This window comes from Paractinoplanes bogorensis (assembly GCF_018829635.1).
GTDB lineage: Bacteria > Actinomycetota > Actinomycetes > Mycobacteriales > Micromonosporaceae > Actinoplanes > Actinoplanes bogorensis.
Window position 1 is genome coordinate 35,740 of the sequence record NZ_JAHKKG010000015.1, and the last position, 13,225, is coordinate 48,964.

The window sequence follows — 13,225 nt, forward strand, 5'->3', positions numbered from 1 at the left end:
GGTTGAGTCGCAGAATGCAGGACCAATCTTTCCAGGTCGCTCACCGGCCGCTTTCAACAACCCCGGCAACGCCCCGCGGATTCCCCGCTCAGTCGACCGGACGGGCCTTGTCGGTCTGCGGCGCCTTGCCGCTGGCGAAGGTCACCGTCAACTTGGTCTTGGACACGGTGAACACGTTTCCGTCGGGCGCCGTGGCCCGATAGGTGCCGTCGGCCTCGACCACGCCGGGCAGGAACAGACCGGTCTTGTTCTGCACCAGCGGCCGGTCGACGTTCGACCAGCTCTGATAGAAGTATCCGCCGTTGCGGTCCATGCAGACCCAGACCATGGTGTTGGTGCGGTCGATGCGCACCTTGAGCACCTGCCACAGCTCGGAGGTGAAGCCCTCCGACTCGGCCGTCTGGCGGGCCTCGTCGAGACAGAACGGGCCGGGCGGGGTGAAGGCGGGCGAGGGTGAGTCGGTGGGATCGCTCGGTCCGGCCACTCCGCCGCCGCTCGATCGATCGTCGTTGCGCTGCTGCTCCCCGAGCACGTACCCGCCCGTCATGGCGATGATCGTGAGGAAAACCGTGGCAATCACCACAGGGAAGAAGATCGGCCGCCGGGGCGGGGAAAGATCAGCAGACGGTGTCACGCGCTCAGAATGGCACCCGGCCGCCACCGAGGTCCATCGGCGACGGCAGACACTGGGCACGCCCCGTGCTGCTACGCACAGTAGGCTCACAGGGGGAACAGAAACGACCCGGAGGTGCACTCAGCGTGGCCGAACGAAGTTCCTTCGTCGTAGTCGCCAACCGTCTGCCCGTCGATGAAGTAACCACCCCGGGCGGGGAGCGCCAGTGGCGTACAAGTCCGGGTGGCCTGGTCACAGCCCTGCACCCGGTGCTCACCGAGCACGGTGGCACCTGGATCGGCTGGGCCGGCGGCACCGGCGACGCGCCCGATCCGTTCGAGCTCGAGGGCATCCGCATCCACCCGGTGCCGTTGAGCGCCGAAGAGCTGGAGCGCTACTACGAGGGTCAGTCCAACGCGACGATCTGGCCGCTCTATCACGACGCCGTCGAGACGCCGGTGTACAAGCGTCGCTGGCGTGAGACCTACCGGCTGGTCAACCAGCGCTTCGCCGAGGCCGCGGCCGAGGTGGCCGACGACGGCGCCACCGTCTGGGTGCAGGACTACCAGCTCCAGCTGGTGCCGGCCATGCTGCGCGAGCTGCGCCCCGACCTCAAGATCGGGTTCTTCCTGCACATCCCGTTCCCGCCGATCGAGCTGTTCATGCAGATGCCGTTCCGGGCCGAGGTGCTGCGCGGACTGCTCGGCTCCGACCTGGTCGGCTTCCAGCAGCGGCTGGCCGCGCAGAACTTCGTCCGCCTGGCCCGCCACCTGCTCGGCCTGCGCTACGAGGGCCAGTCGATCCAGGTCGACGGCCGCAAGGTCAAGGCGGGCGCCTTCCCGATCAGCATCGACACCAAGGAGATGGAGCGCCTCGCGGCCGACCCCAAGGTGCAGGCGCGGGCCAAGGAGATCCGGGCCGAGCTGGGCGACCCCAAGACGATCATCCTGGGTGTCGACCGGCTCGACTACACCAAGGGCATCGAGCTGCGGCTCAAGGCGTTCCGCGAGCTGCTGGCCGACGGCAAGCTCAAGGTCGGCGACGCGGTGATGGTGCAGGTGGCGACCCCGAGCCGCGAGCGCGTCGAGCACTACCAGACGCTGCGGGTCAAGGTCGAACGCGAGGTCGGGCGGATCAACGGCGAGTTCGGCCGGGTCGGCGTGCCGGCCGTGCACTATCTGCACCAGTCGTACAGCAAGCAGGAACTGGCCGCGATGTACGTGGCGGCCGACGTGATGATGGTGACCCCGCTGCGCGACGGCATGAACCTGGTCGCCAAGGAATACGTGTCCTGCCGGGCCGACACCGGCGGCGCGCTCGTGCTCAGCGAGTTCGCCGGGGCCGCGACCGAGATGCGCCAGGCCTTCCTGTGCAACCCGCACGACCCCGACGGCGTCAAGGACGCGCTGCTGCGGGCCGTCGGCGCCGAGCAATCCGAGCTCAAGCGGCGGATGCGGGTCATGCAGCGGCATCTGCGGACGCACGACGTGGCCCAGTGGGCGCACACGTTCCTCGACGCGCTCAAGGAGGCGGCCGAGGGCCGCGACCCCGAGCCGCATTCCCTGGACGGTCAGTCCACGTAGAGGCAGAACGGGTGTCCGTCCGGGTCGAGGAAGACCCGGACGTGCTCCTGCGGCTGGAAGTCGGCCAGGGTGGCCCCCGCCTGGGTGGCGTGCGCGCTGGCCGCTTCCAGGTCGTCGACCCGGATGTCCAGGTGGGCGCTCATCTGCGGGTCACCGGGCCGGGCGGGCCAGACCGGCCGGGCATAGAGCTTCTCGGTCTGGAAGGACAGCCCGGCGCCGCCACCCGGCGCGCCGAGCACCACCCAGCCGTCCTCGTCCTGGGTCGCGCTCCAGCCCAGCAGCCGCTTGTAGAAAGCGGCCAGCTCACGAGCGTCGGGCGCGTCCAGCACCATTCCCGTCATCGTCATCTGTGGCCGTCCGTCCATGGATCCGACCTACCCAGATCGTGACGGGTCTATACCGCTGCGTGTACGACTTCCCCGATGACGACCACGGCCGGCGGCCGGATCCCGGCCTCGGTGACCGCCGCCGCGACCTCGCCGAGCGTGCTCCGCAGCGATCTCTGGTGGCTGGTCGAGCCCTCCTGGACGACGGCGGCCGGCGTCTCGGGCGAGCGGCCCTCGGCGATCAGCCGGTCGGCGATCCGGCTCAGGTTCTTCAGGCCCATCAGCACGACCAGGGTGCCCCGGAGCCGGGCCAGCGCGGGCCAGTCGACCAGCGAATCCGCGTGGCCGGGCGGGATGTGCCCGCTGACCACGGTGAACTCGTGGGCGACGCCGCGGTGGGTGACCGGGATGCCGGCCAGCGCGGGCGCGGCGATCGAGCTGGTCACGCCGGGGACGACGAGCACGGGCACGCCCGCCTCGGCGCAGGCGATCGCCTCTTCGCCGCCTCGGCCGAAGACGAACGGGTCGCCGCCCTTGAGCCGGACGACGAACTTCCCCTCCAGGGCCCGTTCGACCAGGATCCGGTTGATCTCCTCCTGCGCGGCGGCCGGCCCGTACGGGATCTTGGCCGCGTCGACGAACTCCACCTCGGGCCGCAGGTCGCCCAGCAGCAGGCCGGGCACCAGCCGGTCGGCCACCACCACGTCGGCCGCGGCGAGCAGGCGCCGGCCCTTCACCGTGATCAGCTCGGGGTCACCCGGACCGGCCCCGACCAGGGCCACGCCCTTGTGCTCGCCGACAGCCGGCGGGCTGCTCTCGAGCGCATGGGCGACGAGGTCACGGACGGCCATCGCGCGCCGCCGGTCGCCGCCGTCGGTCACCGCTACGGTGACCTGCCCCTGCCGGGTCACGGCCGGGGTCCACGCGGTCGCCGCGTCACGGTCGTCGGCCCGTACGCAGAAGACGTGCCTCTGCTCGGCCGCCGCACTCACCGCAGCGGCCGCCTCCGGGTCGTCGATCGCTACGTGGACCAGCCAGGCGCCGTCGACGTCGGCCGGCTCGAAACGGCGGGCGCTCCAGGTCGCCCGGCCGGCATCCACCTGGCCACGCAGGGCCGGGGTGAGCTCGGGCGACACGATCTCGACGACCGCACCCGCGGCGAGCAGGGCCGGCACCCGGCGGGTAGCCACCGCGCCGCCGCCCACCATCAGCACGCGGCGGCCGGTCAGCTTGAGCCCGAGGGGGTAGACGCCGCTCATTTCTCCGAGACCCCGGCCGAGTCGAACGTGGCGACCTCGTGCAGCACCCGGACGGCGGCCTCGACCACCGGCAGCGCGAGCGCGGCGCCGCTCCCCTCGCCCAGCCGCATGCCCAGGTCGAGCAGGGGCTCGAGACCCAGGTGGGCCAGCGCGACGGTGGCTCCGGGCTCGGCCGAGCGGTGCCCGGCGATCATCGCGGCCACCGAGTCGGGCGCGAACGCGGCCGCGGCCAGCGCGGCCGAGGCGGCGATCACGCCGTCGACGATCACCGGAATCCGCTGCGCCGCCGCGCCCAGGATGAAGCCGGTCAGGGCGGCGTGCTCGAGCCCGCCGACCGCGGCCAGCACGCCCAGCGGATCGGCCGGGTCGGGCCGGTGCAGGGCGAGCGCCCGCCGCACGATCTCGATCTTGTGGTCGAGGGTGGCGTCGTCGATGCCGGTGCCGCGGCCGGTCGCGTCGACCGGGTCACGGCCGGTGAAGACCGCGATCAGGGCCGCCGCGGGCGTCGTGTTGGCGATGCCCATGTCGCCGGTGAGCAGGCATTTCGCGCCCGAGTCGATGAGCGCCGAAGCGACGCCGAGGCCGACCTCGACCGCGGCCCGGGCCTCGTCGGGGGTCAGGGCCGGCTCGACCGACAGGTCGCGGGTGCCCCGCCGGACGTTCGCGTCGAGCAGGGTGGCGCCGCCGTGCAGCGGGATGGCCACGCCGACGTCGACGACCATGACGTCGGCGCCGGCCTGGCGGGCGAAGGCGTTGACGACCGCGCCGCCGGCCACGAAGTTGGCCACCATCTGGGCGGTGACCTCCTGCGGCCACGGGCTGACACCCTGGGCGTGCACGCCGTGGTCGCCCGCGAACACGGCCACCGTGGCCGGCGTGGGGCGGGGCGGCGGGCAGACCCCGGCCAGCCCGGACAGGCGTACGGAAAGATCCTCGAGCATGCCCAGCGAACCGGCCGGCTTGGTCAACCGGGCCTGGTGGTCACGCGCCGCGGCCATCGCCGTCTCGTCGGCGGGCCGGATCGCGGCGAGGGTCTCCTCCAGGGCAGTCACGGGCGCTCCTCCAGCACGGTGGTCAATACATCGACGAAGGCGTCGGTAGTGGCAGTGTCGCGCACCGCGATCCGCAACCAGTCGGCGCCCAGCCCCGGGAACGTGTCGCCGCGGCGTACCGCGTAGCCCCGTTCGCGCAGCTCAACGCGTAGTTTGTCGGCCCCGTCGAGGCGTACGGTAACGAACGCACTGGCCGGATGGCCCGCGACCGTGAGCTTCGGCACGTGCCGGAGCCGCCGCACCAGATGCTCGCGCTCGGCGGCCAGACGCACCGCGATCTCCCGTTCCGCCGCCACCGCGACCGGCGACGCGCAGGCGATCGCCGCGGCCAGCGCCGGGGTCGACACCGCCCACAGCGGCTGCGCGGCGGCCAGCCGGGGCAGCAGATCGGCCGGCCCGAGCAGATAGCCGATCCGCAGCCCGGCCAGCCCCCAGGTCTTGGTCAGGCTGCGCAGCACCACCAGGCCCGGCAGGTCACGACGGCCGGCCAGCGACTCCGGCTCGCCCGGCATGCCGGACCGGTGGGTCGTGTCGGAGAACGCCTCGTCGACCACCAGCACGCGGCCGGGCCGGGCCAGCTTCGCGATCTCGTCGGCCGGGTGCAGCACCGACGTCGGATTGGTGGGATTACCGACGAAGACCAGGTCTGATTCCTCCGGTACGAGCGTCGCGTCGAGCCGGAAGCCGTCCTCCTCGCGCAGCAGCACGCGTTCGACCACGTGACCCGCGTTGTTCAGGGCGGCCTCGGGCTCGGTGAACTGCGGGTGCACCACGACCGGACGGTGGGCACCCCGCAGGGCCTGCGCAAGCAGCACGAACGCCTGAGCCGCCCCGGCCGTGAGCAGGACCTCGGACGGGTCACGCCGGTGTCGGCGGGCCACGGCCGAGGTCGCTTCGGAGCTTTCCGGGTACGCCGCCAGGTCGCTCAACGAGGCCCGCAGGGGTTCGGCGAGCCAGGCCGGCATGGGCTCGCGACGCACGTTGACCGCGAGGTCGATGAGACCGGCGGCCACTTCCGTGTCGCCATGGTGGCCGAGGTCGAACTTCATGCGTATGAGCATGCCCGAACCCGATAGTGCGTCTCACTTCGGCCGATTCCTTCGGATATGAACGTTTTTGTCATACCTTCATGGGGTGGCAGCCGGAAAAGTCGCACCCCTCGTCCGTGCCGGCCTGATCGCGGGTCTCGTGATCGCCGGTCTCGCCTACCCCCTCGCCGCCCTCGCCGGACTCGGCGTCAAGGCGGGCACCGAGGCTCTCCAGGGCATGCCCGAGGAGCTGATCGAGGTGCCGACCGCACAGACCAGCTACGTGTACGCCAAGGACGGCAAGACGCTGCTCACGATGTTCTACGAGGAGCACCGGAAGCCGATCAAGATCGCCGACATGTCGCCGTACATCACCCAGGCGATCGTGGCCTCCGAGGACAACCGCTTCTACGAGCACAACGGCGTCGACGCCAAGGGTGTGGCCCGCGCGTTCGTGGCCAACCAGCAGGCCGGCGGGGTGTCACAGGGCGCGTCGACGCTGACCATGCAGTACGTACGGATGGCCCTGCGCGACGGCGCCAAGACGCCCAAGCAGGCACTGGAGGCGACCGAGCAGACCACCCAGCGCAAACTGCGCGAGATGCGGCTGGCCATCGAGCTCGAGAAGCGGATGAGCAAGCAGGAGATCCTCGAGCGGTACCTGAACGCGGCGTACTACGGCCACCGGGCGTACGGGATCTTCGCCGCCTCGCAGGTCTTCTTCTCCAAGCTGCCCCGCGACCTCACCCTGAACGAGGCGGCGCTGCTGGCCGGGCTGGTCAAGGCGCCCTCGGCCTACGACCCGGCGACCCAGGACCGGCAGGCGGCGACCAGCCGGCGCAACTACGTGATCGACCAGATGCAGAAAATGAAGTCGATCACGCCGCTGCAGGCCACCGAGGCCAAGGACCAGCCGATCAAGCTGAAGCTCAGCTCCCCCGCCAACGACTGCATCAGCATCGCGGACAAGCACAACGACTGGGGCTTCTTCTGCGACTACTTCAAGTCGTGGTGGAAGGAGCAGCCCGCGTTCGGCGCCAACCCGATGGAACGCGAGGAGAACCTGCGGCGCGGCGGCTACCGGGTGGTGACCTCGATCGACCCGCGGATCCAGGCGTCGGCCATGGAGCACATCCTGGACAAGGAGAAGCGGCGCAGCCGGATCGCGCACGGCCAGGTGATCATCGAGCCGAACACCGGCCGGGTGCTCAGCATGGCGGTGAACCGGCGGTACTCGCTCGACCAGAAGAACAACGCCAAGCACAGCCGGTACAAGAAGTTGAAGGGCAACTATCCCAACACGGTCAACCCGCTGCTCGGCGGCGGCACGATGGCCGGATATCAGGCCGGGTCGACCTTCAAGATCTTCACCATGCTGGCCGCGCTGGACGAGGGCATGCCGCTGAGCACCTCGTTCTACAGCCCGCCGCGGTTCTACTCGAAGTACATCACCGCGCCCGGACCGGCGACCTGCGGCGTGCACTGGTGCCCCAAGAACTCCACCCCGTCGATGACCGGCGATCAGACCATGTGGAGCGGCTTCGGCAAGTCGGTGAACACCTACTTCGTGCAGCTCGAGCAGAAGGTGGGCGCGGACAAGGCGGTCAAGATGGCCGAGCGGCTCGGGTTGCGCTGGCGCACCGACATCGACCGCAAGCTGGCGTCGCCCGAGCATGCCTCGGGATGGGGCGCCTTCACCCTGGGCGTGAGCGACGTGACACCGATCGAGATGGCCAACGTCTTCGCCACGCTGGCCGCCGAGGGCAATTACTGCCAACCTCTTCCCGTACGCGTGATCAAGAACCGGGATGGCGCCGACGTCACGTACAAGGGGAAGGTCGTGGCCACCCCCCGCTGCCACCGCGCGGTGAGTGTCGATGTGGCCCGGGCGGCGACCGATGCGGCCCGATGCGTCACCGGTTACGGGGCGTCGCGGGGCAGCTGCGGTGGCTGGGGCACCTCCGAGATGGTCTACGGGACGCTGCGCCGGCCGATCGCCGGGAAGAGCGGCACGACGGACAGCAACAAGACGGCCTGGTTCTGCGGCTTCACCCCGCAGCTGGCGGCGGCCGCCTTCGTCGCCGACCCGGACAACCCGGAGATGAACGTGGGGTCGAACCGCTCGACCACATCGAAGTACACGCTCGCCGAGACGTTCAAGGACGCGCTCAAGGGGCAGCCCAAGGCGAAGTTCACGCCGCCCTCGGACGACCTGGTCTACCGCTCGCACGACCGCGATCGTGGCCAGAACCGGGACCGCGACCAGGACAGCGACAACTCCGACAATTAGCCCAGAAGCCCGCCCTCCCTGGGGGACCCCCACCACCGGCAATTATGTCGAAACTCGCCGATCTTGGGGCGCAGCCTGTGGACAGCGCTCAGCTGTGGACAACCCCCGGGCCGGGCGATGATCTGCTATGCGGCGGCCCTCCGACGGCGGGGCGGGCGCCAGCCGGCGTCGCGGCCGGTCAGGGCCAGCGCCTGGTCGAGCAGGGTGGACTCGTCGTCGGTGGGCACGCGCGGGCCGAACAGGCCGGGCGTGCCCTCCTCGGGGCCCTCGGCCAGGAACTCGATCAGCACCTCGAGGGTGCGCGGGTCGGTGTAATACTCCTGACCGGTAGCCATGGCCAGATCCCAGCTGTGCATGATCACTTCGTTCATCGCCACATGGCCGAGCGCGGCGGCCGGCATGGTGACTCCCCCGGCCTGTGACGTGCCCGTCCAGGCGGCCGGATCCTTCCAGGCGGTGGCCAGGTCTTCGAGCAGGACCGGCAGGCGGCTGCGCCAGTGGCGGGTCAGATGCTGCGCCGAGGGGGCGGGCGCCGAGGTCGTCTCGGGGCCGTCGAGGCGCTTGTGGGCGGCCTGGGTGAAGGCCACCGACAGGCCCATCAGATGATCGAGAAGGGTGGCGACGGTCCACTCGGGACACGGCGTGGGATTGGGCAGCTCACCGTCGTCGACGCCGAGCAACAGTGCCCGCAACATCCGGACCGGGGGGTCGAAATCCAGAGGAACACGATCGGCCACGGCCATCCTCCTTCGCGTCGTACCTGTTAACCCCACGTTACGGCTGGGGTGCGACAGTTTCCGCTCGCCGAACGGGCGTTTTCACGGATGCTTCCCGGCAGGGTGTATTTCCGCATATCGATCTTGACATTCCGGCCGCCCGCGCGCCGTCCGGCTCTCCGTCGTCAGGCTGACGTGATGTCCACCGTGTCGTTCTGGTTCTGATCGGGGATCGGCTGCATGGATCGCACGTGCACCGGCGGCAGCAGCTGGGCCGGGCCGGCGATCGCGGCCGACACCAGGCGCTTGGCGATCTCGGGGGCGGCGGCCCAGTGCAGGCCCAGCTGGGAGGCGTGCACCTGACGCCAGACGAAGCCCTCCGGGTTGCCGCCCGACCAGGTCCAGGCCGGCACCGCCCCGGCACGCGGCGTGACGATCGCCCGATGCTGTTTGTAACCGGTGATGCGGGCGCCGGCCGGAGCCAGCGGCGAGGTGGTCGGCGCGGTCGCCTCCCGATAGCCGGCCACGGTCTGCTCGCCGGTCACCGCCGAGGCGTCGAGCACAGCGCACATCGGCCGGCCGTCGAAGTCGCGGCCCAGCCACGGCAGCGCCACCCCTTCGGCGATCACCGGCCAGCCGTCGACGGCGAACTGGGCCACCGCGTTGCACAGCCGCCGGTTGGCCGACAGCTCTTCGGCGTAGCCCTCGGGCAGCCCCCCGCCGACGACCAGGGCCCGGGTGCCGGCGGGCAGGCCCTCGTCGCGCAGCGGGTCGACCACGGCCACGTCAGCGCCGGCCGCGGTGAGCAGCTCGGCCGTCTCGACGTACGTGTAAGGGGCCCCCGGCCCGCCGGCCAGCGCGATCACCGGACGTGGGTCGAAGACCTCGCCGCCCGCCGCCTCGCCCGGGGTCCAGATCGGGCCGGACAGCGCCGGGGCCGAGTTGGCCAGGCCCATGATGCGGTCGAGGTCGAGCCCGCCCGCCACCGCCTCGCCCAGCCGGCGCACGGCCCGGCTCGCCTCGACCGTACGGTGGGCGACCGGAACCGGTCCGTGAGCGCGCGCGGGCAGCACATTGGGCAGATCGCCGCGGCGGAGGGCGCCGAGCACCGGCATGCCGATGTCGTCGAGGGCGGTCCGCAGCATCTGCTCGTGCCGCGGTGAGGCGACCCGGTTGAGGATCACGCCGCCCAGGTGCACCATCTCGTCGAACATGCGGAAGCCGTGCACCAGCGCGGCCAGCGAGTGACCCATCGCGGCCACGTCGACGACCAGCACGACCGGGGCCTGCAACTGGGCGGCGACGGCGGCCGTGCCGTCGATCTCGGGCTGACCGGTCAGCGAGTCGAACAGGCCCATCGCGCCCTCGATCACCGAGATCTGGGCGCCCGACGAGCCGTGCCGGAAAAGCGGAGCGATGCGCTGCGCGCCGACCAGCCGCGGATCGAGGTTGCGCCCGGGACGACCGGCGGCCAGACCGAGGTACGCGGCGTCGGTGTGATCGGGACCGACCTTGAACCCGGCCGACGGGACGCCACGGGCCGCACACGCCGCGAGCAGGCCGACCGCGATGGCGGTCTTGCCGTGCCCCGACGCGGGGGCGCTCACGACCAGACGGGGCTGGGCGCTCATCTATGACTCTCCCGGTTGCGCGTATCACCTGACGCCGACCATCTCATCGACCGCCGGAGTGGGACAGTACCCGGCAGGGGCATCGGCAACCTGGTCGGCGGGTAGCCTCATGACGTGTACCGCTTCCTGCTGAGCCCCCGCTGGCTCGCCGCGGCCGCGCTCGCCGTCGCCGCGGCGGTGGTGATGGTGATGCTCGGCAACTGGCAGTTGCGGCGCTACGAGGAACGCACCGCGATCAACGATCGCATCGACGCCGCCGACTCGGTGGCGGCCGTCCCGCTCACCTCCAAGCTGTCCCGGCCGACCACGCCCGGCGCGGCCGGCGAGTCCCCCGGCAAGGCCCTGGCCTGGACAAAGGTCACCGTGTCGGGCCGCTACGACCCGGCCCACGAGATCCAGGCCCGGGGCCGCACGGTGGACGGCGACGTGGGCTTCGAAATCGTCACGCCGCTGGTTCTCGACGACGGCTCGGCCGTGCTGGTCGACCGCGGCTGGGTGCCCGCGCCCGAGGGCGGCGCGACGGCGGCGCCGGTGGTGCCGCCCGCGCCGACCGGCCCGGTCACGGTGGTCGGTCAGATTCACCTGTCGGAAAGCCGACCGGCCCCGATCGAGCATCGCAACGGGCGGCTGGACACGCGGCGGATCTCGCTGTCCAAGCTGGCGCCGGAAATGCCCTATCCGGTGTACGGCGCCTACGTGCTGCTCACCGAACAGACGCCGGCCGCCGACGCCGCCTTCACCCAGATCCCGATCGACCACGAAGACTCGTGGCAGAACGGCGGCTACGCGGTGCAGTGGTGGCTGTTCGCCGCGATGGCCCTGGGCGCCTACGTCTATTACGCCCGCAAGGAGGCCCGCGGCGAGTCCGGCGAGACCCGCTCGCGCCCCCAGACCCCCGACCGCCCACGCACATCAGGCGGCGACCGAGTCGAGGAAGCCGACCGCCGCCGAGCCGCCGCAGCAGCCACCCCCGGCGACCGCGTCTCCGACGCCGACCGCGCCCACTCCGACTGACGCACACCCGCAAGATCGCCGCAGATCCGCGCGGAAGAGAGCCCGCCCTCCCAGAGGGGGGCCACCGCCTCACCCGAAGTTTGACAAGCATTTCGGATCTTGGTCGGCTGACCAGCGCCGCTCTGTGGACAGGTCGGGATTGTGGATAACTCGGCGACTCAGCTCGCGGTGTGGCCTCCGATTGCTCGGACTGTGTCGATCGTGTCGGCCTCGGTGGCCGGCTTGTCGTCGCGGTAGCGCAGCACGCGGGCGAAACGCAGCGCCACCCCGCCCGGATAGCGCGGCGACGTCTGCACCCCGTCGAAGGCGATCTCGACCACCTGCACGGGCCGCACCCGTACGACCCAACCGTCGTCGTCGGTCTTGAGTTCTTGGAAACGCTCGGTCTGCCAGCGCAGCAACTCGTCGGTGAGGCCCTTGAAGGTCTTGCCGAGCATGACGAACCCGCCGGTCTCGGGGTCGCGGGCGCCCAGATGCAGGTTGGACAACCAGCCCCGGCGTCGGCCGTGCCCCCACTCGACGGCCAGCACCACCAGGTCGAGCGTGTGCCGGGGCTTGACCTTGACCCAGGCCGAACCGCGCCGGCCCACGTCGTAGGGCGCCTCGGACGCCTTGACGACCACGCCCTCCTGCCCGTGCTTCAGAGCAGCGGCGAACGCGGCCGCGGCCTCTTCCTCGCTCGTCACCGTCGTGCGACCGACGACAAGAGAAGACGGCAGCGCGTCGGCCAGCGCCGCCCAGCGGACCCGGCCCGGCTCGTCGAGCAGATCGACCCCGTCGAGATGCAGCACGTCGAAGAAGAAGGGCACGAGCGCGACCGGACCGGCGGCCGAACGGGTGGCGGCTCGGCTCGACGTCTCTTGGAACGGGCGCGGCCGGCCGGACGCGTCGAGTGTCATCGCCTCGCCGTCGAGCACCGCCTCGCGCAGCGGCAGCTTGCGGACCGCCTCGACCACCTCGGGCATGCGGGCGGTGATGTCGTCGAGGCTGCGGGTGAAGACGGATACCTCGTCGCCGGACCGGTGGACCTGAATGCGGATGCCGTCGAGTTTCACGTCGACGGTCGCTGGGGTGCCGGTGGCCAGCAGGGCCGCGCCGACGTCGGGGGCGCTCTGGGCCAGCATCGGCGTGAGCGGGGTGCCGACCCGCAGGTGGATCTCGGCCAGCGCCGCCGCCCCGCCGGTGAGCGCGGCCACGGCGACCTGCTTGAGATCGCCGGAAAGCAGCAGCGCGCGGCGGACGGCAGTGAGCGGCACCTCGCCGGCCTTGGCGATCGCGTCGGCCAGCAGCCCGGCCTGGGCCCCCTGGCGCAGCTCGCCGCTGAACAGGCCGACCAGCAGGCGCTGCTCGTCGGCGGTGGCCGCGCCGAACAGGGCACCGACCAGATCGCGCCGCCGGGCCTGGGAGCCGGCCCCGGCCACGACCGAGATCTCGGCGATCAGGGCGTCGACCGCGCCGACGGTGAGGGTGGGCTCGGTGGCCGGCTCGGGGCGCTCGCGCAGGCTGGCATAGCCCACCCCGGTCTGCCGCTGCCGCAGCTCACCGGCCAGATAGGCCGAGCCGGGCGCGATCTCGCCGGGGTCGAGCCGGCGCAAGGCGTCGGCCAGCAGCTCGACCTTGGCCTTACGCCCGGACGTCGCCGCGACGGCCGCCGAGGTCGCCGCCAGATCAACAAATCGCACCACCACATCCTGGCAGCACCCACCGACAATT

Annotated in this window: 11 protein-coding genes; 3 read left to right on the forward strand and 8 right to left on the reverse strand. The window is 71.4% G+C overall.

What is annotated here, in order from left to right:
- Nucleotides 1–88 precede the first annotated feature (88 nt).
- The gene (locus KOI35_RS38805; RefSeq protein WP_215794162.1) at nt 89–547 is read right to left on the reverse strand and encodes a hypothetical protein; all 459 of its coding nucleotides are present in this window, start codon (nt 545–547) and stop codon (nt 89–91) included.
- A 212-nt stretch (nt 548–759) separates the two neighbouring features.
- On the opposite strand from KOI35_RS38805, the gene KOI35_RS38810 reads away from it, so the two are divergent.
- A complete protein-coding gene (locus KOI35_RS38810) occupies nt 760–2,196 on the forward strand; it encodes an alpha,alpha-trehalose-phosphate synthase (UDP-forming) (RefSeq protein ID WP_215794164.1) in 1,437 nt (478 codons plus the stop codon).
- On the opposite strand, the gene KOI35_RS38815 is transcribed toward KOI35_RS38810, so the two are convergent.
- The 4 genes from KOI35_RS38815 to cobC are packed head-to-tail and all read right to left on the reverse strand — an operon-like array spanning nt 2,184 to nt 5,882.
- On the reverse strand, nt 2,184–2,561 hold the full coding sequence (locus KOI35_RS38815; protein ID WP_246614498.1) for a VOC family protein: 378 nt from the start codon (nt 2,559–2,561) through the stop codon (nt 2,184–2,186). The two genes, KOI35_RS38810 and KOI35_RS38815, sit on opposite strands and share 13 nt — an antisense overlap.
- A 29-nt stretch (nt 2,562–2,590) precedes the next feature.
- The gene (gene cobA, locus KOI35_RS38820) at nt 2,591–3,781 is read right to left on the reverse strand and encodes a uroporphyrinogen-III C-methyltransferase (protein WP_215794166.1); all 1,191 of its coding nucleotides are present in this window, start codon (nt 3,779–3,781) and stop codon (nt 2,591–2,593) included.
- Nucleotides 3,778–4,833 (reverse strand): nicotinate-nucleotide--dimethylbenzimidazole phosphoribosyltransferase, encoded by a 1,056-nt coding sequence (cobT, locus tag KOI35_RS38825; RefSeq protein WP_438870649.1) that lies wholly within the window; start codon nt 4,831–4,833, stop codon nt 3,778–3,780. The genes cobA and cobT overlap by 4 nt, the downstream gene beginning before the upstream one ends.
- Nucleotides 4,830–5,882 carry an Rv2231c family histidinol phosphate aminotransferase CobC gene (gene cobC / locus KOI35_RS38830; RefSeq protein WP_246614499.1) on the reverse strand — a complete coding sequence of 351 codons (1,053 nt, stop codon included), beginning with the start codon at nt 5,880–5,882 and terminating at the stop codon, nt 4,830–4,832. Before cobC ends, cobT begins: the two co-directional genes overlap by 4 nt.
- 67 nt (nt 5,883–5,949) lie before the next feature.
- Here cobC and KOI35_RS38835 point away from each other — a divergent pair, with 67 nt between their 5' ends.
- A complete protein-coding gene (locus KOI35_RS38835; protein WP_215794170.1) occupies nt 5,950–8,151 on the forward strand; it encodes a transglycosylase domain-containing protein in 2,202 nt (733 codons plus the stop codon).
- A 125-nt stretch (nt 8,152–8,276) separates the two neighbouring features.
- Here the strand turns inward: KOI35_RS38835 and KOI35_RS38840 are convergent, their stop codons facing one another.
- Nucleotides 8,277–8,894 carry a TIGR03086 family metal-binding protein gene (locus tag KOI35_RS38840; protein WP_438870650.1) on the reverse strand — a complete coding sequence of 206 codons (618 nt, stop codon included), beginning with the start codon at nt 8,892–8,894 and terminating at the stop codon, nt 8,277–8,279.
- A gap of 158 nt (nt 8,895–9,052) precedes the next feature.
- A complete protein-coding gene (locus KOI35_RS38845) occupies nt 9,053–10,498 on the reverse strand; it encodes a cobyrinic acid a,c-diamide synthase CobB (protein WP_246614500.1) in 1,446 nt (481 codons plus the stop codon).
- 114 nt (nt 10,499–10,612) lie between these two features.
- Between KOI35_RS38845 and KOI35_RS38850 the strand changes: the two genes are divergently transcribed.
- The gene (locus KOI35_RS38850; RefSeq protein ID WP_308121344.1) at nt 10,613–11,512 is read left to right on the forward strand and encodes an SURF1 family cytochrome oxidase biogenesis protein; all 900 of its coding nucleotides are present in this window, start codon (nt 10,613–10,615) and stop codon (nt 11,510–11,512) included.
- Between the two features lie 158 nt (nt 11,513–11,670).
- Here the strand turns inward: KOI35_RS38850 and KOI35_RS38855 are convergent, their stop codons facing one another.
- On the reverse strand, nt 11,671–13,194 hold the full coding sequence (locus KOI35_RS38855; RefSeq protein WP_215794175.1) for an ATP-dependent DNA ligase: 1,524 nt from the start codon (nt 13,192–13,194) through the stop codon (nt 11,671–11,673).
- Nucleotides 13,195–13,225: the final 31 nt, after the last annotated feature.

What these genes read in the sequence shown, in the direction of transcription:
- cobC (WP_246614499.1), bottom strand. Translation starts at nt 5,882, where the DNA reads ATGAAGTTCGACCTCGGCCACCATGGCGACACGGAAGTGGCCGCCGGT.
- KOI35_RS38845 (WP_246614500.1), bottom strand. Translation starts at nt 10,498, where the DNA reads ATGAGCGCCCAGCCCCGTCTGGTCGTGAGCGCCCCCGCGTCGGGGCAC.
- KOI35_RS38815 (WP_246614498.1), bottom strand. Translation starts at nt 2,561, where the DNA reads ATGGACGGACGGCCACAGATGACGATGACGGGAATGGTGCTGGACGCG.
- KOI35_RS38840 (WP_438870650.1), bottom strand. Translation starts at nt 8,894, where the DNA reads ATGGCCGTGGCCGATCGTGTTCCTCTGGATTTCGACCCCCCGGTCCGG.
- KOI35_RS38805 (WP_215794162.1), bottom strand. Translation starts at nt 547, where the DNA reads ATGACGGGCGGGTACGTGCTCGGGGAGCAGCAGCGCAACGACGATCGA.
- cobA (WP_215794166.1), bottom strand. Translation starts at nt 3,781, where the DNA reads ATGAGCGGCGTCTACCCCCTCGGGCTCAAGCTGACCGGCCGCCGCGTG.